At 38.3% G+C, this 24,406-nt stretch carries 26 protein-coding genes; 23 read left to right on the forward strand and 3 right to left on the reverse strand.

Translation table 11 applies throughout. The annotated features are described in order from the left end of the window. Positions 1-11 precede the first annotated feature (11 nt). Positions 12-416: a GtrA family protein gene (locus BJL90_RS06340; RefSeq protein WP_070965492.1), complete on the forward strand. Its 405-nt coding sequence runs from the start codon at positions 12-14 to the stop codon at positions 414-416. A gap of 83 nt (positions 417-499) precedes the next feature. Then, on the forward strand, positions 500-1,000 hold the full coding sequence (locus BJL90_RS06345) for a COG2426 family protein (RefSeq protein WP_070965495.1): 501 nt from the start codon (positions 500-502) through the stop codon (positions 998-1,000). Between the two features lie 109 nt (positions 1,001-1,109). Here BJL90_RS06345 and BJL90_RS06350 read toward each other — a convergent pair whose 3' ends face one another. Further along, positions 1,110-1,667 carry a competence protein ComK gene (locus BJL90_RS06350; RefSeq protein WP_070965498.1) on the reverse strand — a complete coding sequence of 186 codons (558 nt, stop codon included), beginning with the start codon at positions 1,665-1,667 and terminating at the stop codon, positions 1,110-1,112. Positions 1,668-1,833: 166 nt separating this feature from the next. On the opposite strand from BJL90_RS06350, the gene BJL90_RS06355 reads away from it, so the two are divergent. From BJL90_RS06355 to hisIE, 11 genes are all read left to right on the forward strand, one after another. Further along, on the forward strand, positions 1,834-2,574 hold the full coding sequence (locus BJL90_RS06355) for a polyphosphate polymerase domain-containing protein (protein WP_070965500.1): 741 nt from the start codon (positions 1,834-1,836) through the stop codon (positions 2,572-2,574). Between the two features lie 12 nt (positions 2,575-2,586). Beyond that, on the forward strand, positions 2,587-3,282 hold the full coding sequence (locus tag BJL90_RS06360; RefSeq protein ID WP_236905031.1) for a DUF4956 domain-containing protein: 696 nt from the start codon (positions 2,587-2,589) through the stop codon (positions 3,280-3,282). A 295-nt stretch (positions 3,283-3,577) separates the two neighbouring features. Beyond that, positions 3,578-4,795: an ATP phosphoribosyltransferase regulatory subunit gene (gene hisZ / locus BJL90_RS06365; RefSeq protein ID WP_070965502.1), complete on the forward strand. Its 1,218-nt coding sequence runs from the start codon at positions 3,578-3,580 to the stop codon at positions 4,793-4,795. 1 nt (position 4,796) lies between these two features. Continuing rightward, positions 4,797-5,420 carry an ATP phosphoribosyltransferase gene (gene hisG / locus BJL90_RS06370; protein WP_156778721.1) on the forward strand — a complete coding sequence of 208 codons (624 nt, stop codon included), beginning with the start codon at positions 4,797-4,799 and terminating at the stop codon, positions 5,418-5,420. Between the two features lie 12 nt (positions 5,421-5,432). Then, positions 5,433-6,725, forward strand: coding sequence for a histidinol dehydrogenase (hisD, locus tag BJL90_RS06375; protein WP_070965504.1), 1,293 nt, complete (start codon positions 5,433-5,435; stop codon positions 6,723-6,725). Further along, entirely contained in the window at positions 6,706-7,791 is a 1,086-nt protein-coding gene (hisC, locus tag BJL90_RS06380; RefSeq protein WP_081561872.1) for a histidinol-phosphate transaminase, read from the forward strand. The genes hisD and hisC overlap by 20 nt, the downstream gene beginning before the upstream one ends. Before the next feature lie 10 nt (positions 7,792-7,801). Next, positions 7,802-8,392, forward strand: a complete 591-nt coding sequence (hisB, locus tag BJL90_RS06385; RefSeq protein ID WP_070965507.1) for an imidazoleglycerol-phosphate dehydratase HisB — start codon at positions 7,802-7,804, stop codon at positions 8,390-8,392. Positions 8,393-8,411: 19 nt separating this feature from the next. Further along, positions 8,412-9,017, forward strand: coding sequence for an imidazole glycerol phosphate synthase subunit HisH (hisH, locus tag BJL90_RS06390; RefSeq protein ID WP_070965510.1), 606 nt, complete (start codon positions 8,412-8,414; stop codon positions 9,015-9,017). Beyond that, the gene (gene hisA / locus BJL90_RS06395) at positions 9,014-9,721 is read left to right on the forward strand and encodes a 1-(5-phosphoribosyl)-5-[(5-phosphoribosylamino)methylideneamino]imidazole-4-carboxamide isomerase (protein ID WP_070965511.1); all 708 of its coding nucleotides are present in this window, start codon (positions 9,014-9,016) and stop codon (positions 9,719-9,721) included. The genes hisH and hisA overlap by 4 nt, the downstream gene beginning before the upstream one ends. 4 nt (positions 9,722-9,725) lie before the next feature. Next, positions 9,726-10,484: an imidazole glycerol phosphate synthase subunit HisF gene (hisF, locus tag BJL90_RS06400; protein ID WP_070965514.1), complete on the forward strand. Its 759-nt coding sequence runs from the start codon at positions 9,726-9,728 to the stop codon at positions 10,482-10,484. A 9-nt stretch (positions 10,485-10,493) separates the two neighbouring features. Next, positions 10,494-11,117: a bifunctional phosphoribosyl-AMP cyclohydrolase/phosphoribosyl-ATP diphosphatase HisIE gene (gene hisIE, locus BJL90_RS06405; RefSeq protein WP_070965516.1), complete on the forward strand. Its 624-nt coding sequence runs from the start codon at positions 10,494-10,496 to the stop codon at positions 11,115-11,117. 187 nt (positions 11,118-11,304) lie between these two features. Here the strand turns inward: hisIE and BJL90_RS06410 are convergent, their stop codons facing one another. Continuing rightward, positions 11,305-12,690, reverse strand: a complete 1,386-nt coding sequence (locus BJL90_RS06410) for a sodium-dependent transporter (protein WP_070965519.1) — start codon at positions 12,688-12,690, stop codon at positions 11,305-11,307. Between the two features lie 469 nt (positions 12,691-13,159). Here BJL90_RS06410 and fsa point away from each other — a divergent pair, with 469 nt between their 5' ends. The 6 genes from fsa (at position 13,160) to BJL90_RS06440 (ending at position 18,918) form a co-directional block, all read left to right on the forward strand. Continuing rightward, the gene (gene fsa / locus BJL90_RS06415) at positions 13,160-13,804 is read left to right on the forward strand and encodes a fructose-6-phosphate aldolase (protein ID WP_070965521.1); all 645 of its coding nucleotides are present in this window, start codon (positions 13,160-13,162) and stop codon (positions 13,802-13,804) included. 209 nt (positions 13,805-14,013) lie between these two features. Further along, positions 14,014-15,024, forward strand: a complete 1,011-nt coding sequence (glpX, locus tag BJL90_RS06420) for a class II fructose-bisphosphatase (protein WP_070965524.1) — start codon at positions 14,014-14,016, stop codon at positions 15,022-15,024. 22 nt (positions 15,025-15,046) lie between these two features. Further along, positions 15,047-16,015 carry a class II fructose-bisphosphatase gene (gene glpX / locus BJL90_RS06425; protein WP_070965526.1) on the forward strand — a complete coding sequence of 323 codons (969 nt, stop codon included), beginning with the start codon at positions 15,047-15,049 and terminating at the stop codon, positions 16,013-16,015. 249 nt (positions 16,016-16,264) lie between these two features. Beyond that, positions 16,265-17,560 carry a transcription termination factor Rho gene (gene rho, locus BJL90_RS06430; RefSeq protein WP_070965529.1) on the forward strand — a complete coding sequence of 432 codons (1,296 nt, stop codon included), beginning with the start codon at positions 16,265-16,267 and terminating at the stop codon, positions 17,558-17,560. Positions 17,561-17,706: 146 nt separating this feature from the next. Next, on the forward strand, positions 17,707-17,904 hold the full coding sequence (gene rpmE / locus BJL90_RS06435; protein ID WP_070965532.1) for a 50S ribosomal protein L31: 198 nt from the start codon (positions 17,707-17,709) through the stop codon (positions 17,902-17,904). A 426-nt stretch (positions 17,905-18,330) separates the two neighbouring features. Next, positions 18,331-18,918 carry a thymidine kinase gene (locus BJL90_RS06440; RefSeq protein ID WP_205684277.1) on the forward strand — a complete coding sequence of 196 codons (588 nt, stop codon included), beginning with the start codon at positions 18,331-18,333 and terminating at the stop codon, positions 18,916-18,918. Between the two features lie 521 nt (positions 18,919-19,439). Here the strand turns inward: BJL90_RS06440 and BJL90_RS06445 are convergent. Continuing rightward, positions 19,440-19,985 carry a hypothetical protein gene (locus BJL90_RS06445; RefSeq protein WP_070965537.1) on the reverse strand — a complete coding sequence of 182 codons (546 nt, stop codon included), beginning with the start codon at positions 19,983-19,985 and terminating at the stop codon, positions 19,440-19,442. Between the two features lie 363 nt (positions 19,986-20,348). On the opposite strand from BJL90_RS06445, the gene BJL90_RS06450 reads away from it, so the two are divergent. From BJL90_RS06450 to BJL90_RS06465, 4 genes are all read left to right on the forward strand, one after another. Next, the gene (locus tag BJL90_RS06450; protein ID WP_070965540.1) at positions 20,349-21,284 is read left to right on the forward strand and encodes a DUF1385 domain-containing protein; all 936 of its coding nucleotides are present in this window, start codon (positions 20,349-20,351) and stop codon (positions 21,282-21,284) included. A gap of 63 nt (positions 21,285-21,347) precedes the next feature. Continuing rightward, the gene (gene prmC, locus BJL90_RS06455; RefSeq protein WP_081561873.1) at positions 21,348-22,226 is read left to right on the forward strand and encodes a peptide chain release factor N(5)-glutamine methyltransferase; all 879 of its coding nucleotides are present in this window, start codon (positions 21,348-21,350) and stop codon (positions 22,224-22,226) included. 108 nt (positions 22,227-22,334) lie between these two features. Then, on the forward strand, positions 22,335-23,408 hold the full coding sequence (gene prfA, locus BJL90_RS06460; RefSeq protein WP_070965543.1) for a peptide chain release factor 1: 1,074 nt from the start codon (positions 22,335-22,337) through the stop codon (positions 23,406-23,408). 170 nt (positions 23,409-23,578) lie between these two features. Continuing rightward, positions 23,579-24,316 carry a ZIP family metal transporter gene (locus BJL90_RS06465; RefSeq protein ID WP_236905032.1) on the forward strand — a complete coding sequence of 246 codons (738 nt, stop codon included), beginning with the start codon at positions 23,579-23,581 and terminating at the stop codon, positions 24,314-24,316. Positions 24,317-24,406 lie beyond the last annotated feature (90 nt).

The raw sequence follows: 24,406 nt of genomic DNA on the forward strand, positions 1-24,406 counted from the left end.
GATGATAAAATATGATGGGTAAAATCAAACACTATTTCTCCTATTTATTGTTTGGCGTATTAACAACCTTAGTAAATTTAGTGATTTATAAGATTTTAGTAGACGTAGGTTTACACTATAGTATAAGCACGACAATAGCTTTTGTTGTAGCAGTGATGGTAGCTTTTTATACCAATCGCAGGTGGGTATTCTCTACTACCGATAAGGGGTTTATAAAGGAAATGAGTCTATTTTTTACTGTACGGATTGGGACCTATGTTTTCGATTTAGTAGGATTAATTGTCCTGATTCAATTATTCCATATGGAGGAATTTATCAGTAAGCTTATCGTAAATGCTGGAGTAGTTTTATTAAATTATATTTTAAGTAAAAGGGTGGTATTTAAGACCACTAACACAAGAAAGGTAGCTTCTTAAAACCGACATAGACAGCATTAGGCATATTACAACCAAAGACAAATATGGAACTGTCCCTGTGACACAGAGTAAGGAGAAATGAGATGGGTTTTTTTACAAAATTCTTAGAATTTATGACAATTGAATTAACAGTATTGCTAACAGCTGCCATGCCAATTATCGAGTTAAGAGGCGCTATACCTGTGGGGATTTCTCTGGGGATGTCCCCTCTTCATGCCTTTGCTATTAGTTTTATTGGCAGTATATTGCCGGTGCCAATCATTATTTTCGGTACAAGACCGATTTTTAAACTATTAAAACAAACAAGGGTATTCAAAGGATTTATAGAGAAGATCACAAAAAAAACGATGCTGAGAAGTGGCAAGATTCAGCGATATGGCTTCTGGGGTTTGATTTTATTTGTGGCAATACCATTGCCGGGAACGGGAGTATGGACAGGTAGCTTGGCATCAGTGCTTTTAGACATGCGAATCAAGCTAGCTTTTCCTGCTATCTTAATAGGCAATCTTATAGCAGGCTTAGCAGTGATGAGTTTAAGTCATGGGGTAGTTAGAACCTTAAACTTAATGCAAGGAATGTTCTAGGGGAGTATAAAAAAAGTCATCCTTCAATTTTAAAAAGGAAGACTTTTTTTGTTTCAAGATGCACAGTGCTTGATCCCACAATAAAATCCATGATCTAGATAGCGCTGCTTTAACCGCTTGATGAGAAAGAAGTGATAAGGTCTGTTAAAAGATCACGAAGAAGCGCAAGATCCTTTAAGGTAGCCTCCACATTTTTTATAGGTAGATATTCCTCTTGAAGCTGGGCAATGAGTGTTGCTTGATGATAACGTTTTTTTAAGATGGGGGCGCTGTTTAGGCAGTAGATTAGTTTTCCATTCTTTAGATGCAGTGCTTTCTTGGAAAGATCCAGTTTTTTTACTTGAAAGTAGTTGACATAGGCAAGTGAAGAATCATTTTTTACCTTTGGTATTCTTGTTTTAATGGGAAACAGTAATAAGTTTTTGCTCAAAGGTAAAGGAACATAGTATTTGCAGTTTAATAACTTTTGCTGTTTTTTCCTAAGAAGTCTTAGGTGGAGGGCATAGTAGTTACAGATGGCATATAAGACTGATGTTATAGAATGCTTTAGGAGAACTTCTTCATCCTGCAGCATGACTTTGGTGATATTTCCTAAGTCCTGCTGATACAGAGGAACTAAAGCAGCTATCTCTTCTTTATCCTTCAATATTTTTTCAATTCTGTCCAAAAAAATCATCTCCTTTTTATGAAATTTCCTACCAATGCTATTGGAAGAAACTAAACTTTACTCTGCTGGAGGAGGGTGTTATACTATATATGTTAAAGATATGTTAAATTGAAATAGTTGTGCCAAAGGATGAAACTACCATAAATTTTAGAGAGGAGGAGAGATTATGGCAAGGGAAGTATTTAATCGATACGAGTTAAAGTATTTGATTAATGATGACGTTTATAGAGATTTGCTGACAGCCTTAAGGCCGTATCTTTCTATAGATGCCCATGGGGATCAAGAAGGTTATTATACCATCTCTAATATTTATTATGATACAGAGGACAATCTATTTCACCAGGAAAAAATGCTGGGACAGTCTTTTAGGCAAAAGTTAAGGCTCCGCACCTATAATAGAGCGAACTTAAATGAACAGGCTTTTTTAGAAATCAAACAAAAACATGATAAAGTTGTCAATAAAAGGCGAACTTTAATTAAGTTAAAAGATGCCTATCGTTTTTTAAGCCAAAAAGAACCTATACAAAATCCCTTTTCCTTTGAGGTTTCCAATCAACAAATTTTAAAGGAAATAGATTTTTTAAAGAACTTTTATCAACTGGTGCCGAAAATGGTATTATGCTATGAAAGACAGGCTTTTCAAGTAATTGAGGACCCTAGTATAAGGATTACTTTTGATAAAAATCTGAGAAAGCGTGAATATAACTTTAGGCTAGAGAAAGGCAGCCACGGGGATCTTTTTATGGACCCTAATACCTTTGTCTTAGAGGTCAAGCTAAGTGAAAGAGTGCCCTTATGGCTTGCTAGAATTTTGAGTAATTTTAGTTGCTCCATGCAGGGTTTTTCCAAATACTCCAACAGTCAGAATAATGTTGAAGTAATGTTAAACCAGAAGAATATCATATAGGGGGAGTAGATTGTGATAGATACTATAAATGACATTTTTATGTTGAATGAAATTGGTACCATCACCACATTACGTGAAGTGATTATTACGATTTTGATTAGTTTTCTTCTAGGATGGATGATTTCCTATACCTATATCAAGACCTATAAAGGCAGATTTTATTCTCAAACCTTTGCGCAAACTTTAATCATTGTGGGGGTAGTAATTTCTATCATTATCGTTGCCATCGGCAGCAACATTGCTAGAGCCTTTAGTTTGGCGGGGGCCTTATCTATTATACGGTTTAGGAGCACCATAGGGGACCCAAGGGACATAGCCTTTATCTTCTTTGTGTTAGGAGCAGGCTTAGCCTCTGGAGCAGGCTTATTTATACCAGCGATTGTTTTTGTTGCTATGTTATGTGGACTGATTTTTATTCTATACAATTTAGATTATGGAGCAAAAAAAGAAAAGCAAAAAATCTTAAAAATTATGGTTCCAGAGAATCTAAACTTTGAAGGGTTGTTTGATGATCTATTAGAAAAATATCTTGAAGAGTTTTCTCTTATGAGTATAAGGACCACCAATTTAGGCACGATGTTTGAGTTAATGTATTCCATTAAGAGTAGAGAAGGTACGGAGGAAAAAGCTTTAATGGATGATATTCGTTCTAGAAATGGCAACTTAAATGTGATTATTCTATTGGATGAACAACTAATGGAGATATAGGTATACGCCTTTAAACTTGAATCTCAATATACACGGTCTACGGTTTCACCTTAGCTAAAAAACGTAGCCAAAGACTACAAGCGTAGCCTTAGGATATTAAAGTTCATAGGCATATGTCTATATAAAAGATAGGAAGAGAAAGATAGCGTAAACTTGAGCTATCTTTTTCTTTTTTTCGCGGAAATTTCACTTGACAAAGACATCTAGAGGGGTTAAAATAAATGACATATACTTTTTCAATTCACCGCTTTATCAAATTAAAGCGGTGAAACAATAGAGGGGGAGATGGGAAGAGATGAAATCTAGAAAAGTACTGTTGCCAGAGGGAGTACAGGATTTATTAATTGATGATTGTATTTATCGCAGGCACATTGAAGATAAATTGATGAATAATTTTATGAAATCAGGATATATGGAGGTAAATACCCCTAGCTTAGAATATTACGACCTTTTTTCTAATGATTACTTAGCGAGTAATGGCGATAAAATGTTTAAATTGATTGACACCAATGGAGGGATTTTAGTACTTCGACCGGATTGCACCATACCTATCGCCAGGATGGTGGCTACAAAGATGAAGGATTTTGTTTATCCGCTAAAGCTTTGTTATGTACAGAACGTCTTCCGTATTGATGAAGAACAGGCAGGCAAGAAGAGGGAATTTCGTCAAGCAGGGGTGGAACTTTTCGGCGTAGCCTCCTATGAAGCCGATGTAGAAGTAATTATTACTGCCATCGAGAGCTTGAAAAACTTAGGATTAAAAAACTTTCAAATAGATATCGGGCAAGTGAAGCTTCTAAGAAGTATTCTAGAAAAACTTATAATAGAAGAAAAGGAAAAACAAGAGATTGAGGAGCATATAGAAAATAAAAACTTTATTGAATTAGATAAACTGGTAAATGCCTTAAAGATAGAAGAGGAAATCAAAGAGATTTTAAAGAAGCTCCCAAGACTATTTGGTGAGCCGGAGGAGGTTTTAGGGGAGGTAAAAGCCCTGCCTTTAGATGCGGCGATGCTAGAGGCCGTAGAGGATTTAGAAAAGGTGTGTGACAGGATTGCAGCCTACGGACTAGGAAAATACATATCCTTGGATTTAGGTATGGTGACGATGATGAAGTATTATAGCGGCATTATTTTCAAAGGATTTACAAGAGACTTAGGGACGGTTTTATTGAGTGGTGGTCGTTATGACAGACTTTTAGAGGATTTTGGCATAGAGTGTGCTGCCACTGGATTTGCTTTTATTGTCAATAAAATCACAAAGGCTCTAAAGATTCAGGAGAACCTAAAGGTACAAAGAAGTAAACACATCCTATTATTGGCGCCACAGGTGAATTTGGTGACGGCACAGACGGTGGAGAAACTTAGAACCGCAGGGCATGTGGTAGAGATCTGTTTGTTAGAAAACACAAAGGATCTACAGGAATATACTCAGCGAAGAAAAATAGATGAAGTCATAAAGATTGACGACAAGGGTGAGATTCAAGTTTTAGAAGATTTGGGGGGATGGTAACTTGGAAACAATAAAAATGGCTATAGCCAAAGGTAGACTGGCAAAATATAGTATTGAACTTTTAGAGGGTATTGGTATAGATTGTCAGGTACTAAAGGAGGATAATCGGAAGCTGGTGTTTTCCTTATCCAGTCATAATATAGAGGTAATTTTATTGAAGGCGGCGGATGTTCCTACCTATGTAGAGCATGGGGCTGTAGATATGGGCATTGTAGGCAAGGATGTATTGATGGAGCAGGAAAAGCAATTATATGAAGTAGTGGATTTAAAATTTGGTAATTGTAAGTTTTCTGTGGCAGGAAAGCCCTCCAGTGCCAATGGAAAGAAACATCTTCGTGTAGCAACAAAGTATCCAAATGTCACAAAAAAATATTTTACAGAAAAAGGGCAATCGGTGGAGATTATCCGGCAAGAAGGTTCGGTGGAGTTGGCACCATTGATGGGACTATCCGATGTGATTGTAGATATTGTTGAAACAGGAAAAACCCTTAAGGAAAACGGCTTAGTAGTTTTAGAGGATATAGCCAGTATCAGCGCTAGATTGGTTTTAAATAAAGTTAGCTTTAAAACAAAGAAGAAAGAAATTTCTCCAATTATTGATTTGATTACAGAAAAAGTAAATTAGGAGGAGCAGGAAATGATCGATATAATCAATGGCAGCAAAGAAGAACTTTTTATTACATTAAAAGAAAGAAGTACAGTAGATTTTAAAGATTATCAACCACAGGTGGATGAAATATTGCAGGGAATACAGGATCGGGGAGATGAAGCACTGCTGGAATATACCAAAAGATTTGACGGTGCCACATTTACGTCGCAGCAGATAGCTGTCTCTGATGAAGAATTTGAAGCAGCCTATGATGAAGTGACAGAGGCCTTTGTAGCAGCTCTTCGGCTGGCAATTAAAAACATAAGAGAGTATCACGAAAAACAAAAGCAGAATTCCTGGTTTACCTCCTCTGAAGGGATTTTCCTAGGGCAAAAGGTCACCCCTATCGCCAGCGTAGGCATCTATGTGCCAGGGGGAACAGCTGCTTATCCCTCCTCTGTATTGATGAATGCCCTTCCAGCTATTGTGGCGGGGGTAAAACGGATTGTTATGGTAACACCACCAGGGAGAGAAGGTAAATTATCTCCTGGGGTGTTGGTGGCGGCAAAGGAGTTAGGTATCAAGGAGGTCTACAAGGTAGGAGGAGCGCAAGCGGTGGGGGCACTGGCTTTTGGCACAGATACCATTCCAAAGGTAGATAAAATCGTAGGGCCAGGGAATATTTATGTAGCTACTGCAAAAAGAGCGGTTTATGGCTATGTAGATATTGATATGATTGCAGGACCCAGTGAAATCTTAGTGGTAGCCGATGATTCTGCTAACCCTAGGTATGTGGCGGCGGATTTATTGTCTCAAGCGGAACATGATCCCTTGGCATCTTCCCTGCTGATTACCACCAGTGAAACACTAGCACAAGAAGTGAAGGAAGAGATCCTCCGACAGACGGCTTTATTAGAAAGAAAAGAAATTATCGAAAAATCTTTGAAGGATTATGGGAAAATTATTTTAGTAAAGGATTTGCAGGAGGCAGTAGCCTTTGCCAACGAAATAGCACCAGAGCATTTAGAATTATGCGTAGAGAAGCCCTTTGAAGTATTAAATATCATAGAAAATGCCGGAGCCATTTTTTTAGGTCACTACACACCAGAACCACTAGGGGATTATTTGGCAGGACCCAACCATGTGTTACCTACCAGTGGCACAGCAAAATTTTATTCTCCCCTATCCGTGGAGGACTATATGAAGAAATCTAGTGTGATCTATTACAGTGAAGAGGCTTTAAGAAAAGTAAAAGATGAGATAATGACATTGGCGGAGGCGGAGGGATTAACAGCCCACAAAAATTCTATTAAAGTGAGGTATGAAAAAAATGATCAGTAATTTGGTAAAAGAGAATATAAAAAGTCTTATACCTTATGAAGTGAAGGAATGTGAAACTGTAGCAAAACTGGATGCCAATGAAAACAACAATGTTGATTACTTACTAAACCAAAAAATTGCAAAGGCGCTGATGGAATTAAAGGTAAATCAATACCCTGATACAGATTGCTGTGAATTAAGGCGTATCTTAGGAAAACAACTTCGGTTATCTCCCCAACAACTGCTAATAGGTTGTGGTTCTGATCAGATTATCCTAATGATTCTCCAGGCCTTTATAGGAGCAGGAGATAAAATTTTAATTCATACACCTACCTTTGGGATGTATAAGATTTCCACTCAGATTGTGGGAGGAAGTACCATAGAGGTGCCCTTAGGGGAAGATTTTACCTTCGATTATTATAACTTTGTGAAGGTAATGAAAAAAGAAGCACCAAAGGTAGTGTTTTTAACAAACCCAAACAATCCTACAGGTGGCGTGATTCCTAGAGAACAAATTATCAGAATCATAGAACATGCCAACGGTATTGTGGTAATTGATGAAGCCTATGTGGAGTTTTATGGTGAGACAGTATTGGATTTGGTAAACTATTATCCTAACCTGATTGTATTGCGAACCCTTTCCAAGGGTTATGGTTTAGCAGGGGCCAGAGTAGGTTATGGGGTAGCCTCTAAAGAATTGATGGGTATTTTATATAAAGTCAAGCCGCCTTATAATATCGGCAGCCTAAGTCAAGTGGCGGCAAAGGTATGTTTAGAAAACAAAGAAATGCTGGATCGCGTTATTAAAGAAATTATTATTGAGAGAGATAAAATGGCAGATGTCCTTAGTGACATACCGGATATAAAAGTTTACAAGAGTCATGGCAACTTCCTTCTATGTAAAGTAGGTAAGGCAAAGGAAGTCTATCAACACTTAGCGGACCATAAAGTATTGGTGAGGTATTTTGGAGAAGAGGGACCACTAAAAGGATGTATACGCATTACCATTGGCACTAAGGAGGAAAATCAACTGGTGGTGAAGTTGCTGATGGAGGCGCTAGGGGTTACCAAGGAAATAGCAGTGTAGGAGGATAAAAATGGAAAAAAGACAATGTAGCTTAGAACGGATCACTGCAGAGACAGCCATTAAGATTACCATAGATCTAGATGGCAAGGGTACAAATAGGATTCATACGGGTATAGGTTTTTTTGATCATATGCTGCAACAAATTGCTAAGCATGGCTTTTTAAACTTAAATATTGAGGCACAGGGAGACCTAGAGGTAGACTTCCATCATACAGTGGAGGATGTAGGCATATTACTGGGGCAGGCGATAGGAAAAGCTTTAGGAGATAAAAAAGGGATTACACGTTATGCGACGATTTTTACCCCTATGGATGAAGCACTTTCTATGGTAGCCATTGATATCAGTGGTCGTCCCTATTTGTATTACGAAGCAAGCTTTGCAGGAGAAATGGTGGGAAATTTTGAAGTGCAGCTGATAGAAGAATTTTTCAGGGCATTAGCCTTCAATAGTGGCATGACGCTACATATCAGGAACCTTTATGGGAAAAACAGCCATCACATGATAGAAAGTATGTTTAAGGCCTTTGGTAGAGCTTTAGATGCTGCTACTAGGCTAGATTCCAGGATAGAAGGTGTGATGTCTACCAAAGGACAGTTGTAAATAGATAGGGGTGAAGGAAATGATCGGCATTATTGACTATGGTATGGGAAATTTAAGAAGTGTAGAAAAGGCCTTTGAAAAAATGGGTTATAAAGCTTTTGTGTCTGATAAAATTGAAGAATTAAAGGAAGCAGAAGCACTGATTATACCAGGGGTAGGAGCCTTTTACGATGCGATGAAAAACTTAAAGGACAAGGGTCTAGAGTCTTGGATTTTAAAAGAAGTAGAAAAGGGAAAGCCTTTTTTAGGCATATGTTTAGGCATGCAGATTTTGTTTGCTTATGGCTATGAGGTAGAAAAAACAAAGGGACTAGATATGATTCCTGGGGATATCGTGAAAATTCCTGCCGGAAGAAAAATACCACATATGGGATGGAATCAGTTGAACATCACAGCAGAGAGTGAAATCTTAAAGGGAATTGAGAGTAACCAATATGTTTATTTTGTCCACTCCTATTATGCAAAGCCACAGGAGGAGCATGTGGTAAAGGCAGTGACTGACTATGGCATAGATATACCAGCGGTGGTGGAAAAGGGAAACATTTATGGTCTGCAATTCCATCCAGAAAAAAGTGGTGATACAGGATTACAGATACTAAAGAATTTTGGGGAGTTGATAGGATGATTATTTATCCAGCGATAGATATCAAAGAGGGAAAATGTGTTAGATTAACCCAGGGGAAATTTGATGAAGAAAAGGTATATTTTAAAGATCCTCAACAGGTGGCAAAGCTATGGCAACAGAAGGGTGCAAAGATTCTACATGTTGTTGATCTAGATGGGGCTTTAGAGGGTAGATCTAAAAATCTTTCAGTGATTGAGGAAATCGTCAAGGCAGTGGATATTCCTGTGCAATTAGGCGGGGGCATTCGAAGCCTTCAAACCATTGAAGAGCTAATGAAAGTTGGGGTAGATCGCGTAATTATAGGTACAAAGGCAATTCAAGATAAAGGGATGCTGCAGGAGGCTGTAGCAGCTTATGGGGATAAGATTATTGTATCCATCGATGCAAAGGATGGCTATGTGGCAATAGATGGGTGGACAAAAACCAGTGAGGTTACTGCTTTAGAGCTTGCTTTAGAGATAGAAAAAATGGGGGTAAAGACCATTGTTTACACCGATATAGCCAGAGATGGCATGTTAAAAGGCCCTAACTTTGAGGCCATACAACACCTACAGAGCCATGTAAAGGTGGATATTATTGCCTCCGGCGGTGTTTCTTCCCTAGAAGACTTAAAAAAACTATCTGATATAGGCGTAGCTGGGGCAATTGTAGGAAAAGCCCTTTATGAAGGTAAGGTGGACCTAGAAGAAGTAAAGGTGGGATAAACATATGATTACAAAAAGAATTATACCTTGCCTAGATGTGGACCAGGGCAGGGTAGTAAAGGGTGTAAACTTTGTAAATCTTAGGGATGCCGGCGACCCAGTGGAGGTGGCTAAGGCCTATAACCTGCAGGGAGCAGATGAAATTGTGTTTTTAGACATCACCGCCTCCAATGAAGAAAGAAATATCCTCTTGGAAGTGGTAAAAAAGACTGCTGAAGAGGTTTTTATACCTTTGACGGTGGGCGGGGGGATTCGAAGTGTAGAAGATTTCAGACAGGTGCTGAAAAGCGGGGCAGATAAAGTATCCATCAATTCTGCCGCTGTAAAAACCCCTTCTATCGTAACAGAATGTGCTAAGCTCTTTGGTTCTCAAGCGGTGGTGGTGGCGATTGATGTAAAAAAACAAAAGGATGGCAGCTATCATGTTTATGTAAAGGGCGGCAGAGAGGATACTGGGTTAGAAGCCATCGCATGGGCAAAGGAAGTGGAAAGGCTGGGGGCAGGAGAAATTTTGCTTACCAGTATGGATAAGGATGGTACGAAAAGTGGTTATGATATAGAGATTACCAAAAGTATCAGTGAAGCAGTAAACATTCCGGTTATTGCCTCCGGTGGCGCTGGGAGCATGGAGGATTTTTTAGAGGTATTTACCAAGGGCAGCGGGGATGCAGCACTGGCGGCGTCATTGTTTCACTTTAAAGAAATAGAGATTGGGGCGTTAAAGGATTACCTAAAAAAACATGGAATCAATATGAGAAGGTAGGGGAATAGGATGGAAGAGCTAAAGAACTTAAAATTTGATGAAAAGGGACTGATTCCAGCCATTGTTCAGGAGGCCAAGACGAAGGAAGTATTAATGATGGCTTATATGAATGAAGAATCATTACAAAAAACCCTTGAAAGCGGGGAGACTTGGTTTTGGAGCCGTAGCCGTAGAGAATTATGGCATAAGGGGGCAACCTCAGGACATACCCAAAGAGTAAAAGAGATAAGCTATGATTGTGATGGGGATACGCTGATAATAAAGGTGGTCCAAAAAGGCTTTGCTTGTCATACTGGGGCCAAAAGTTGTTTTTACAACCCCCTCTATACTACAGAACCAGAAGAAGCTGAAGGACAGGAAATTTTACAAAAACTTTATGAGGTTATTTCTGATCGCAAGGAAAATCCCAAAGAAGGTTCCTACACCAATTACCTTTTCGAAAAAGGTATTGATAAGATATTAAAAAAGGTGGGAGAAGAAACGGCAGAAGTGATTATTGCCGCAAAAAATCCTGAGCAAGGGGAATTGGTATACGAAGCCAGCGATCTGATCTATCATTTATTGGTATTATTGAGGGAAAAAGAAGTTCCTTTAGAGGCTATTTTTGCAGAGCTAAAAAAACGCTCTAAATAACTACACCACGCAAATAAATAAAAAAAGACGCACCTAAAAAGGTACGTCTTTTTTTATTTGACTCCGGCACTCATTAGTCTTGGGGAGTTAAAAATGAGTTAGTTTTTATCCAGAGTCTATAACTCATATTATAGCATAAAATTTCAGAAAACTGTATAATAGCATAAATAAATTTTTATGACATTTATTACTTTGCCATATAGTTCTTGATGATGTCAACCCAACCCATCACCATAACAACTGCGATGCCAAGTGGAACAAGGTACTTAATTAAGCCATCAAACCATTCTCCAAGTTGAATCTTACTCTTGTTTCGTGCAACATCTTCTCTAAGTCTTTTAGCAGTATAGATATGACCTGCATAAATGGCTGTTAAAAGACCACCAAGAGGCAGTAAAATACTTTCTTGGAAGATATCTAATACATCAAAGAAAGGCATGCCAAACATTTGGAAGTTTACTTCATTCATACTGATGGTTGCAGGTATACCAACAATGAAAATTAGAACCCCGATGATGATAGAAGCCTTTTTTCGATTCCATCCTTTTTCATCCACTACCCATGCCACAACAACCTCCAATAGAGAGATGGCAGAGGTTAAAGCTGCCACTGCTAACAATAAGAAGAAGGCTGCACCAAAGATGGTACCTCCAGGCATAGCAGCAAAAACACCAGGCAGAGTAATAAAGGCTAATCCAGCACCAGATCCAGGGTCAAAACCAAGGGCAAATACTGCTGGGAAGATAGCAAAACCAGCTAATAAAGCAACGGCTGTGTCTAAACCAACAACCCAAGCTGCATTGTCAGAAATTTCTTCTTTATCGCCTAAGTAACTTCCATAGGTAATCATACAACCCATACCTAAACTTAGTGTAAAGAAGGCTTGACCTACAGCCCCTAAAATAGATTGGGGTGTAAGTTCTTTAAAGTTTGGTGTCAGATAGAAGGCGATTCCTGCTCCTGCGCCAGGTAATGTCATTGATCGAACCACTAAAGCTAATAATAAAATAAAAAGTGCGGGCATTAAAAATTTAACTGTTCTTTCAATACCTTTCACAACCCCAGCCGCAATAACACCAAGGGTAATAATCATAAAAATACCATGCCACATTACTGTAACACCAGGGTTTGTAATATGACCAACAAAAGTACCTACAAAATCTGTTCCAACGCCAAGAGAACCCCCAAGGGTTTTAAAGAAATAAGCCAATGCCCATCCTGCAACGACAGAATAGAAAGATAAAATAACAAAACCTGCTAATACCCCAAGGGCACCTGTAATCCACCAAGGTGTGCCTGGTGCTAAGTCTTTAAAAGCGCCAATGGCATTTTTATGGGTTTTTTGTCCTAAAGACATTTCAGTAATCATCATAGGATAACCAATTAAAAATATAACGACGAGATAAATAATTACAAAGGCTGCTCCACCGTTTGTACCAACAACATAAGGGAATCTCCAAATATTACCAAGTCCTACAGCCGATCCAGCAGCAGCTAAGATAAAAGCCACACGTGAACCCCACTGTTCTCTTTGCGGGACATCACTTAGTGTTTTACTTTCATTTGAATGCATACAAATTCCTCCTTCTTCTTAATTTTTTTTAACAAGTCCAATGCTTAGATCTATTTTACCACCTCCTAATAGCATTTTTTTATCATAATTTATAATGTCAAAAAATTTTGTTATGGAGATTTTTTGTAGATTTGCTAAGACTTGTTAAAATTTTTAGAAAATTTAAATTAATTATACTCACTAATTATACAATGATAAGGGGGTAGATGCAAGTGTTTTTTAAAAACTATAGGGGGCGAATGGCTTGAAATTTATGGGTTTTGCTGAAAAATTCACAGTTTTTTGGAGGAAGTCCAAAAAAGTAAGGTAGAGGATTTTTCAAATATATGTTATCATAAAAATATTGGAAAAAAGTATACAGAAGCGGGTAAAATCTAACAAAAGGATATGAATTGCCATCAACTACAATGGCTATACTATCAAGGAATCATCCGTGAGTAAAAATTTTCAGAATAGTGAGGGGATAAGAATGAAACTGTTTATTGATACTGCCAATGTCGAGGAGATAAGAGAAATTGCCAGCTGGGGGATATTAGAAGGGGTTACCACGAATCCTTCGCTGATCGCTAAAGAAGGTAGAGTTTTTAAAGAGGTTATAAAAGAAATCACAGAAATCGTAGATGGACCTATTAGTGCAGAGGTTATCAGCTTAAAATCAGAGGAAATGGTGCAAGAGGCAGAGGAATTAGTAAAAATCCATGAAAATATTGTTATTAAGATACCTATGACAGAAGAAGGCTTAAAGGCAGTAAGAATTTTAGCTCAAAAAGGTGTGAAAACCAATGTTACTTTGGTTTTTTCTGCGAATCAAGCCCTTATGGCAGCAAAGGCAGGAGCCACCTATGTGAGTCCTTTTTTAGGAAGGTTAGATGATATTGGACACACAGGTATTGATTTGGTAAAGGAAATTGTTGAAATCTTTGATCTCTATCTTATAGAAACAGAGGTCATAGCCGCTAGTATTCGACATACTACCCATGTTGTCCAGGCAGCCAAGGTAGGTTCCCATATCGCTACAATCCCCTACGGCGTTTTTAAACAGATGGCAAAGCATCCTCTAACGGATAGTGGGATAGAACGATTCTTAAAGGATTGGGAAAAAGCAGCAAAGTAAAAAGCAAAGTACAAAAGGGTGAAAAACCCTTTTTTCTTTGCTTTTTTTTAAATATGGTTGAGAATTTACCTTCATTAGTATATGATATTGATAGTATTACCTTATAAAGTATAACATAATGCTATACTTCAAAACATAATGATATACTTCAAAACATAATAGATGATATAAATGCATACTTTGAAATGATGAGGGAGGAAATAAACGAAATGGATAGGAGCTTATCCTTAGAACTAGTAAGAGTAACAGAAAGCGCAGCTTTAGCTTCTGCTTCCTATATGGGTAGAGGTGACAAGGAGGGGGCAGATCAAGCGGCAGTAGACGGTATGAGGAGTACTTTTGCGGGCCTTTCTATCAAAGGTACGGTTGTGATTGGTGAAGGAGAGCTGGACGAGGCGCCTATGCTGTACATAGGAGAAATCGTAGGTTGTGGAGAAGAGGAAGAAATGGAAGTGGATATTGCAGTAGACCCTTTAGAGGGAACAAATCTTATTGCTAAAGGTTTACCCAATGCCATTGCGGTAGTAGCAATGGCGCCAAAAGGATGCCTTCTTCATGCACCTGATACCTATATGGAAAAAATTGCAGTGGGGCCTAAAGCCAAGGGTGCTGTAAACATTAAGGCTTCTGTTGGAGAAAACCTAAAGGCAGTAGCAAAGGCATTAGACAAAAATGTTGAAGATGTCACTGTTATGATACAGGATCGTGAAAGACATGAAGCTATAATTAAGGAAGTCCGGGAGGCAGGGGCTCGCATTAAGCTCTTTACCGATGGAGATGTGGCGGCAGCCCTAGCTACAGGGTTTGAAGAAACTGGTGTGGATATTATGATGGGCATCGGTGGCGCGCCAGAGGGGGTTATCGCTGCGGTAGCACTAAAATGTCTTGGGGGAGATATGCAGGGTATCCTACATCCCATGAGTGAAGAAGAAACACAGCGATGTAGAGAGCTAGGATTGACGGAAGAAGATGTGAAAAAAGTTCTGACGTTAGAAGACTTAGTCAGCAGTGATGATTGTTTTTTTGCTGCTACGGGTATTACGCAAGGTGACCTATTGAAGGGCGTGCTATACTTAGGTAATAATAGGGCACAAACCCATTCTGTGGTGATGAGAGGGACAACAGGTACCATAAGATTCGTAGAGGCTATTCACCGACTAGACAAAAATGATACTATTGTTGAAATGATGAAAAAGCATGCCAATTTTATAAACAAGTAACAATAAAAAGGGAGGGGAAAGTATGGATCGTAACTTAGCCTTGGATTTAGTTAGAGTTACAGAAGCAGCAGCATTGGGGGCTGCAAAGCACATGGGTAGAGGCGATAAAATTGCGGCGGATCAAGCTGGTGTAGACGGTATGAGAAAGATGTTTGACAATTTAGATATTGATGGTGTGGTGGTGATAGGTGAAGGGGAAATGGATGAAGCTCCTATGCTTTATATCGGTGAGGAAGTAGGGAAGCGAGGCACAGGATGTATTAAGGTGGATATTGCAGTAGATCCGGTAGAGGGGACGAATTCTGTAGCAAAGGGTTTGCCTAATGCGATTGCAGTAGTAGCCATGGGACCAAGAGGCTCTTTGCTAAATGCACCTGATATGTATATGGATAAAATTGCTGTGGGACCTAAAGCTGCTGACAGAGTGCATATTGATGCGCCAATTCACGAAAACCTAAAGGCTACAGCGGAGGCCTTGAACAAAAGTATCACTGACTTAACCGTAACGATGCTGGATCGCCCGAGGCATGAAGAGATCATAAGACAATGCCGGGAAGCAGGGGCCCGTATCAAGCTTTTTCAAGACGGTGATGTGGCAGCTGCGCTGGCAACCTGTTTTGAATATACCGGGGTAGATATTATGCTAGGCAGTGGAGGAGCACCAGAGGGGGTTATTGCTGCTGCTGGAATAAAATGCTTAGGAGGACAGTTTCAAGGAAAACTGTTGGTCTATGAAGAGGAAGAAAGACAGCGATGTATAAAAATGGGTGTAGATGTTAATAAAGTACTATATATGGAGGATTTGGCTAAGGGTGATGAAGTATATTTTGCTGCCACAGGTATTTCCGATGGGGAACTGCTAAAAGGGGTTACCTATAAAGGAAACAATGTAGTAAAAACCCACTCTGTTGTGATGCGGTCAAAGACAGGAACAATACGTTTTATCGAGGCGATTCATAAACTTACGAAAAAACCTAAATATGCTTACTAATAAAAATTCCCGTAAAGTGGCATCCTGAGTACAGCGTAGGATCTTGCAATAACGAAGAATCTTGCTGTCTCTAAACTACGAAATCCTTCAACGATTTTTCACTCTGCTCAAAATCACAAATTATCGCTTAAGTTAACGGGAATCAATTGACAGTTGTCATAAAACGTGGTAGCATATTTTAGAAATGATATGGCATGGGGACAAGGCTTCAATATGTCCCCATTGCATTGATTGGTTGGAGGTGTTATATTGGACAGTACGGAACTACAAGAGATGAAGCTGTCGGAGCTTCGTGAAGAAGCCAAAAAGCTAGGAATAAAAAATTTTGTAAAATACAAAAAGGCGGAACTAATAGACTTGTTAATAGAAGAAAAAGCAAAAAACAAACCCACACAATTACCTCAACATCTTTCTGATGAAATCCCTGAGGGAGAAGAGATGAACATTGCAGAAGGCATACTGGAAATCCATCAAGATGGTTATGGATTTTTACGAAGGGAAAATTACCTCTCCAGTGATAGTGATATATACATATCACCCTCGCAAATTAGAAGATTTAACATGAGAACAGGAGATAAAATCTCTGGTATAACTAGGCCTCCTAAAAGTGGTGAAAAATTTAAAGCTCTTCTTTATGTGAAAAATATTAATGGATTAAATCCAGAATCTGCTATTCAAAGGCCAAACTTTGAAGATCTTACCCCTATTTATCCCCTAGAACGCATTAACTTAGAAAACGATACAAAGGAATTATCTACACGATTAATAGACTTAATTGCCCCCATTGGCAAGGGACAAAGAGGTATCATTGTAGCTCCTCCAAAAGTGGGAAAAACTATTTTGCTACAGAAAATTGCTAATAGCGTTTCTATCAACTATCCACAAATTGAAATTATTGTATTGCTTATTGATGAGCGACCTGAAGAGGTAACAGACATGCAGCGATCTATCAAAGGGGAGGTTGTTTACTCTACCTTTGATGAACTTCCGAGTCATCACATTAAAGTGGCAGAAATGGTATTAAATCGCGCCCAGAGGTTAGTAGAACATGGTAAAGATGTGTTGATTTTATTGGACAGCATTACTAGATTAGCAAGAGCCTATAATCTTACCATTCCTCCCACAGGCAGAACTCTATCAGGGGGCTTAGATCCAGGAGCCCTTCATAAACCCAAAAGGTTTTTTGGTGCGGCAAGGAATTTAGAAGAGGGAGGAAGTCTTACGATTATTGCCACGGCTTTGATCGAAACTGGTAGTAGGATGGATGATGTGATCTTTGAAGAATTCAAGGGAACAGGTAATATGGAACTTCATTTAGATCGTAAACTATCTGAGAAAAGAATATTCCCAGCTGTTGATATTAATAAGTCTGGTACCAGAAGGGAAGAATTACTATTGAGCCAAACAGAGATGGAGGCTATTTGGAGTATTCGACGAGCTATGAGTAATAATCCTGTGCAAGAGGTTACAGAAAAAATTGTAAGTTCTTTGATAGAAACAAAGAAAAACAATGACTTTGTTGAATTAATTCGAAGAAAGATCTAGGGAAATATATCTTGTCACGAAAAAGGTTATATGCTATAATGTAGTAGTTATATTGCTAAAAGTTATCAACCTATTGTTAACTACTTATAATAATAACAAGCTCATAATAATTTTAACATAAGTTTTAACGGAAAGAGGTGAAGGTAATGAAAAAGGATATTCATCCAGAGTACAATGAAGTAGATGTTTTCTGCGCATGTGGAAATACTTTTAAAACAAAATCAACAAAAAAAGAAATCAGAGTTGAAATTTGCTCAGAGTGCCATCCTTTCTACTCAGGAAAGCAAAAATCAGTAGAAAAAGGTGGACGTGTAGAAAAATTCAAGAAAAAATTTGGTATGTAAGTTTCCTAATAAAAGTAATACATCAAGGTTAGAAGAGACCCTTTCTGACCTTGATTTTTTTGCGGAATTTAGCGTAAAAGTTTTAAAAAGTCTCTCAAGTTGTCATTGTTGTTCTTAAATCAGACTGTAGAAGGGTTATTAAATATAGATAACCAATTTTATACCTTAACAAAATACGCCCTCCTGCGGTTTCAGAAATGAACAATGTTAGCAATTCACTCCAGTGAAAAATCCTAAAATTTACAAACTCGCTACCGCTCAAACATGCAAATTTCTTTACGGATTTTTCACTTACATGAATTGAACATTGTAGTCATTTCCTGCAAATGCATACGGTCTGCATTTTGTTAAGCTTTGTAGTTGGTTATCTATAACCTTATGATGGTTTAAGTTGACGCTAATGAAAGAGAATGAGGAGATGAGATGATGGTAGACATTGTAGAGTATTCCAATTGGGGTAGTATAGAAGTGATCGTAGGGCCAATGTATGCTGGAAAAACAGAAGAACTTATTCGAAGGGTTAATAGAGCCCGAATAGCAGACTTAAAGGTACTTGTATTCAAACCAACGATAGACAACCGTTACGCTAGCGATAAGGTTACCTCCCATAACGGTAAACAGTTGGAATGTAGCGTGATCGAAAGTCCTCAAGAAATTTTAGACTGCATCGCTAAGGAAGCGTTTGATGTTTTAGCCATAGACGAAGTGCAATTTTTTGGTGAAGAAATCATAAAGATCTGTCAAGAGGCTGCTCAGCAAGGAAAAAGAGTGATTGTTTCAGGGCTAGATATGGATTTTCGAGGCGAACCCTTTAGCGTCACCCCAAATCTCATGGCCATAGGAGAATATGTCACAAAACTAACGGCTATTTGCAAAGTGTGTAAAATGCCAGCCACCAGAACCCAAAGACTGGTCAATGGTCAACCAGCAAGATATAGTGACCCTATCATCATGGTAGGGGCAAAGGAAAGTTATGAAGCTAGGTGCAGAAAATGTCATGAAGTGATAGAGTAAGGAGGGGTTTTCTATGTCCAACGCTCTAATGATCATAGGGCTATGCGGTATTGTACTGGGATTTATTTCTCCAATATTCCGTGTCCTAAACAAAAAGCCAAGACGATCCAAAGGATGGGTAATCTTTTTTATTCTTTCTTTTTTTATTTTTATTTTAGGAGTTGTTTTGGGGTTATAGCCATTTGACTAGACTTGAATTTTAATAGTTCTTAAATTTAAAACGGGTGCTTGCAGTATATTACTGGAATGCACCCGTTTTATTGATAATAGAACCGGAAGTAACTATGCCAATCCCTCCATAGCTTTGGTGGATCGTTATTTGTCATTTTTCGGTTATCAGCGCCTCTCTACTTTAGTTTTTTAGGTTACCAATAAATTTCTCAATACACAGTAGGAAGAATAGGGTAAATCATTTTATGGACTGGTAGGGAGCTACCGGATTCTATTATATTCTATATATACGTAGAAGAGAGGAAGTTTAAACATATAATTTTAAAATTTTCTAAAAGATTTTATGGATGTTAAAGCATCATAAACTGATTAGCAAAGTTCAAGAAGGTTTCAGGATGTCTTAATTCGGACCTGACGCCGCTGTTTTTGTGGAAATCTGCTTCCCATTTTTCTAAGTTATTTACCAACTTTAAGGCATCTTGAAACACAGGCAAGCTGACTCTGATAGATTTTTTGTTCAGCAGGGGATCTAGTTCAGGGTGAGCTTTAGAGATTCTATATAAAACCAAAACCCCCTGATAAATAACCTTTGGCTCATCCGTAGATTCGATCATTTCCATAATATCTGGTATATATTTCCTGACCACATCTATGTCTTTAGGAATCGTTGACAAGGCCTGTAGACCATATTGACGATAGATACTTTCTTCAGTCTCCTTTAAAACTTCAATGATATAGGGAAAAAAGCCTTCCATCCCTAAGTTTTTGATATTGCGGAAATAGATATTTACTGAAGAACTTTTTTCTTTTATGGCCTTTTTCAATCCTTCCAGCAGTTTTCCAGCAGTTTGATGATCGGGGTGATCAATTTTTGCATTTAAAAAAGTATTTTCCATTTAAAACCCTCCTTCAACTTTATTTTACCCCCACTTGAAGGAAATAATCTTAGAAAAATTTTTAGTTTTTTTAAACTTTTTGTACATAAAGATATATAGATGTGCGTCCCTAAATTTTAATATATTAGGGGCTATATTTGCAGCCCACGGTTTTGGGGCGAAACCGTAGACCGTGTATATTAAAATTTAACTTTAGAAGTGCGCATCTATAGGCATAGTAAATTCTAGACAGATAGTATATAATAAATATAGAGAATAAGATTCTAGTCTATACTAGAATAAAGCATGATAAATTAAAGCTAGACTTGTGCAATCTTTTAGTTACTTCATTGCACAACTCAAGTTAGAAAGGAATTTAAACTTATGGGAGAAGTTCGAAGAACCAGCATAGGTGGCCAGGCCTTAATAGAAGGCGTAATGATGCGAGGGCCTAGGGAAGTAGCCATCGTTGTAAGAAAACCAGACCAGCAATTAACAGTGAAAAAACAGGCTGTTAGTGGCATAGTAGCAAAGTATAAGTTAAACAAAATTCCTCTGCTGCGGGGAGCGGTGGCTTTAATCGACTCCATGGTTTTAGGGATGAGCTCCCTAACCTATTCTGCAGAAATCGTAGAAGCAGGAATAGAAGATGAGGAACCAGGAAAATTTGAAAGGTTTATGGAAAAGGTCTTTAAGGACAAAGCTGGCGATGTATTGCTATACATTTCTGTTGCAATAGCCATCATGGTTTCTGTTGGCGTCTTTATTATAGCACCTACCTTCATTACCAGCTTTTTAGGAAGATATATTACACATAATTTTGCTTTAAATCTAGTAGAGGGACTTCTAAGACTAGGTATGTTTTTAACTTATATTGTGTTAATTTCTAAAATGAAGGACATACAGAGAGTTTTTCAGTATCATGGTGCGGAACACAAAGCGATTTTTTGCTATGAGCATGGAGAAGAATTAACCGTAGAAAATGCACGAAAATATACAACATTGCATCCAAGATGCGGTACCAACTTTTTGTTTATTGTTATGATGGTAAGCATTCTCTTGTTTTCTACAATGGGATGGCCGAATCCAGTGGTTAGAATGGTAACAAGATTAGCTCTGATGCCGGTGGTGGCAGGTGTTTCCTATGAAATCATAAAGCTAGGGGGAAGAAGCAATTCTCCTATCATGAAGCTAGTGAATTATCCAGGTCTGATGTTACAAAAACTTACTACATTGGAGCCAGATGACGGTCAACTAGAGGTAGCAATAGAGGCTTTAAAAAATGTATTGGTAGATAATGAAGAAGAAATAAAGTGGTAAAAACCAAAAGACTTTTTATAGAGAGAAGAACTATCTTGATGGCATATTGGAGGAAAAAAACTAGTGATTACAGCAGTTGAAATTTTAAGAGAAGCAGTAGAAAAATTAAAGGCGGCTGATATTGACACACCTCAGTTGGATGCTGAGGTGATTTTATGTAATTTGTTGGAGGTAGATAGAATCAAAATTCATATCTATCCAGAAATGGAGATTTCCCAGGAAATTTGTCGTAGGTTTTGGATAGATGTTGAAAAAAGACTAAATTATATGCCGGTACAATATATTGTCCATCGACAAGAATTCATGGGACTAGACCTCTGGGTGGAGGAGGGCGTGCTTATACCTAGAGGAGATACGGAAATTTTAGTAGAGAAGGTTTTGGAGCTATATCAGAAACATTTTTCCCTCCAAACCATCAAGGTGGCAGATATAGGGGTGGGAAGTGGTGCTATTTCCTTAGGGATAGGAAGTTATATAGAAAACGCTAAAATCTATGCAGTAGATGTATCTACCAAAGCGCTAGAAGTAGCTAGGAAGAACATCCTTAGACATGCTATGCAAAAAAAGGTATTTTTGCTTGAAGGTAGCTTATTTGAACCACTAAGAGAAAAAAAGCTAGAAGGAAGTTTTGAATTTATCGTATCAAATCCCCCCTATATACCTAAGGATATCATAGCCACCTTGTCGAAAGAAGTAAAGGACTATGAGCCTACGCTAGCCCTAGCAGGTGGAGAGGATGGACTAGACTTTTATCGGAAAATTGTTGAAGAGGCGCCTGATTTTTTAAAAGAAGAGGGGTGGTTGGTCTTTGAAATAGGTTATGACCAAGGAGGAGATTTGAAAAAAATCATGGCAAAAAGAGGGTTTGTGGCTATAGAAGTTATTAAGGATTTAGCTGGACTGGATAGGGTGGTTATCGGCAGAAAACCGAAAAATATATAGTGCTTTTATGAAAAACATGATATAATATACAGTTAGTAGTTTTAGAAGTGGAGATAATTGTACAACCCAAGTCAATAATTTAAGTGAATCAATATACGAGGTGAGAAAATGTTACAGAAGCTAGATTTTTTACAGGAAAAGTATGAAGATTTAAGTGTAAAAATCGGTGATCCAGAGGTAATCAACAACCAAAGTCTATGGAAAAAACTTGTCATGGAACATTCAGAATTAGAGCCTATTGTAGCAAAATATAAGGAACTGACAGCTTCAGAAAAGGCATTAAAGGAAGCAAAGGAGATTCTTTATGATAAGTCGGCGGACGAAGAGCTGAGGGAAATGGCGAAGATGGAGATGGATGAACTAGGAGATAAGATCGAAGAATTAAAAGAAGAATTGAAGATCCTCTTATTGCCAAAGGATCCTAATGACGAAAAAAATGTTATCGTTGAGATCCGCGCAGGTACAGGTGGAGATGAAGCGGGGCTATTTGCTGCAGACTTATTTAGAATGTATACAAGATATAGCGAAAGAATTGGCTGGAAAGTGGAAATGATGAGTTTAAATGAAACTGGTGTAGGGGGTTATAAAGAGGTAATCTTTATGATCAAAGGGAAGGGTGCTTACTCCAAGTTAAAGTATGAGAGTGGTGCCCATAGAGTTCAGAGAATACCAGCCACTGAATCGGGAGGAAGAATTCATACCTCTGCTGCCACTGTAGCGGTTTTGCCAGAGGTAGATGATGTAGAATTTCAAATTAATGCAAATGACTTAAGGGTAGATGTATTCAGATCCTCTGGCTGTGGTGGACAGAGTGTTAATACCACAGACTCTGCTGTAAGAATTACCCATTTGCCTACAGGTTTAGTGGTTTCTTGTCAGGACGAGAAATCTCAGCTAAAAAACAAAGAAAAAGCCTTAAAGATTTTAAAGGCAAGGCTTCAAGATAAAGCAATTCAAGAGCAACAAGACGAAATTGCTCAAAATAGAAAAAGTCAAGTAGGCTCAGGAGATAGAAGTGAACGTATCCGAACCTACAACTTTCCTCAAGGCCGGGTAACGGATCATAGAATCAATGTTACGTTATATAAATTAGACAGCTTTTTAGATGGAGATATCAATGAAATGATTGATGCCTTGGTAACTTCTGATCAAGCAGAAAAATTAAAGGCGGTAGAGCAGTAAATTTCTATAGATTTCCTTTAAGAAAAATTGCAAACGAATAGATAAAAAAGCTGATGGCTGATAAATACCATCGGCTTTTCTATGCTTTGTTATAGGGTCAAGCTATATTTTTCCTCAAGAAAGAATATATATTTAAAAGTAATTTAAAACGGGTTAAGGGGGAAAATATATTGAGTAGTCTAATGCAAACGACTTTGATTGGCTTTATGGTGGGGGTGCTGGGGACTGGAGCAGGAGGTTCTATGGCCTTTTTCTTGAGGAATCCAACAAAGCGTTTTTTAAGCGCTATTATTGGTCTTTCTAGTGGGTTGATGGTGGCTATTGTAACCTTTGAACTAATTCCTGAGGCTTTTGCAATTGGCGGCGTTTTGTTAACCACGGTGGGCATTGCTTTGGGTGCTTTTGCAGCATCCTATATAGATATACTTATTTCTAGTTTGTGGAAAAAGAGTTTTAGCACAAAGCAAGGCTATATAAAAACAGCGATACTTTTGGGGATCGGTATTGCATTACATAATTTTCCAGAAGGTTTGGCGATAGGGTCTGGTTTTTCTGCACAAACTAGGCTAGGAGTAGGCTTGGCAATTGTTATCGCTCTTCATAATATGCCAGAAGGTTTAGCGATGGTAACACCTATGCGGGTAGGAGGATATTCCAGCAAAAAGGCCTTTTTACTGACGCTGTTGGCGGGAGCGCCTATGGGATTAGGGGCTTTTGTGGGGGGCTTGATTGGAGAATTTGCCTACGATTTTATCGGGGTATGTCTTGCCTTTGCGGGGGGAACAATGCTATATATAACCTTTGGCGAGTTGATTCCTAGAGCGAAGGACCTGTACAGTGGAAGAATATCCACGATTTTTTCTATCCTGGGCTTCATTACTGGTATTGCTATTTCGAAAATATTTTAGTTTTAGTTGTTAATTTGTGGTGCTTTGGTATAAAATAAGAAAAAAAGTAACCCTTCATGATGTGAAAGTGGAGGTCTCGGAAGGTGGTTA

It is taken from the genome of Clostridium formicaceticum, assembly GCF_001854185.1.
Lineage (GTDB): Bacteria > Bacillota > Clostridia > Peptostreptococcales > Natronincolaceae > Andreesenella > Andreesenella formicacetica.

Excerpts from the sequence above, each read along its gene's own strand:
- hisH (WP_070965510.1), top strand. The coding sequence starts at position 8,412 with ATGATCGGCATTATTGACTATGGTATGGGAAATTTAAGAAGTGTAGAA.
- BJL90_RS06345 (WP_070965495.1), top strand. The coding sequence starts at position 500 with ATGGGTTTTTTTACAAAATTCTTAGAATTTATGACAATTGAATTAACA.
- hisD (WP_070965504.1), top strand. The coding sequence starts at position 5,433 with ATGATCGATATAATCAATGGCAGCAAAGAAGAACTTTTTATTACATTA.
- prfA (WP_070965543.1), top strand. The coding sequence starts at position 22,335 with ATGTTACAGAAGCTAGATTTTTTACAGGAAAAGTATGAAGATTTAAGT.
- hisA (WP_070965511.1), top strand. The coding sequence starts at position 9,014 with ATGATTATTTATCCAGCGATAGATATCAAAGAGGGAAAATGTGTTAGA.
- fsa (WP_070965521.1), top strand. The coding sequence starts at position 13,160 with ATGAAACTGTTTATTGATACTGCCAATGTCGAGGAGATAAGAGAAATT.
- BJL90_RS06340 (WP_070965492.1), top strand. The coding sequence starts at position 12 with ATGATGGGTAAAATCAAACACTATTTCTCCTATTTATTGTTTGGCGTA.
- BJL90_RS06410 (WP_070965519.1), bottom strand. The coding sequence starts at position 12,690 with ATGCATTCAAATGAAAGTAAAACACTAAGTGATGTCCCGCAAAGAGAA.
- hisB (WP_070965507.1), top strand. The coding sequence starts at position 7,802 with ATGGAAAAAAGACAATGTAGCTTAGAACGGATCACTGCAGAGACAGCC.
- rpmE (WP_070965532.1), top strand. The coding sequence starts at position 17,707 with ATGAAAAAGGATATTCATCCAGAGTACAATGAAGTAGATGTTTTCTGC.
- BJL90_RS06450 (WP_070965540.1), top strand. The coding sequence starts at position 20,349 with ATGGGAGAAGTTCGAAGAACCAGCATAGGTGGCCAGGCCTTAATAGAA.
- hisF (WP_070965514.1), top strand. The coding sequence starts at position 9,726 with ATGATTACAAAAAGAATTATACCTTGCCTAGATGTGGACCAGGGCAGG.
- hisIE (WP_070965516.1), top strand. The coding sequence starts at position 10,494 with ATGGAAGAGCTAAAGAACTTAAAATTTGATGAAAAGGGACTGATTCCA.
- glpX (WP_070965526.1), top strand. The coding sequence starts at position 15,047 with ATGGATCGTAACTTAGCCTTGGATTTAGTTAGAGTTACAGAAGCAGCA.
- hisZ (WP_070965502.1), top strand. The coding sequence starts at position 3,578 with ATGAAATCTAGAAAAGTACTGTTGCCAGAGGGAGTACAGGATTTATTA.
- BJL90_RS06445 (WP_070965537.1), bottom strand. The coding sequence starts at position 19,985 with ATGGAAAATACTTTTTTAAATGCAAAAATTGATCACCCCGATCATCAA.
- BJL90_RS06355 (WP_070965500.1), top strand. The coding sequence starts at position 1,834 with ATGGCAAGGGAAGTATTTAATCGATACGAGTTAAAGTATTTGATTAAT.
- BJL90_RS06440 (WP_205684277.1), top strand. The coding sequence starts at position 18,331 with ATGGTAGACATTGTAGAGTATTCCAATTGGGGTAGTATAGAAGTGATC.
- hisC (WP_081561872.1), top strand. The coding sequence starts at position 6,706 with ATGAAAAAAATGATCAGTAATTTGGTAAAAGAGAATATAAAAAGTCTT.
- glpX (WP_070965524.1), top strand. The coding sequence starts at position 14,014 with ATGGATAGGAGCTTATCCTTAGAACTAGTAAGAGTAACAGAAAGCGCA.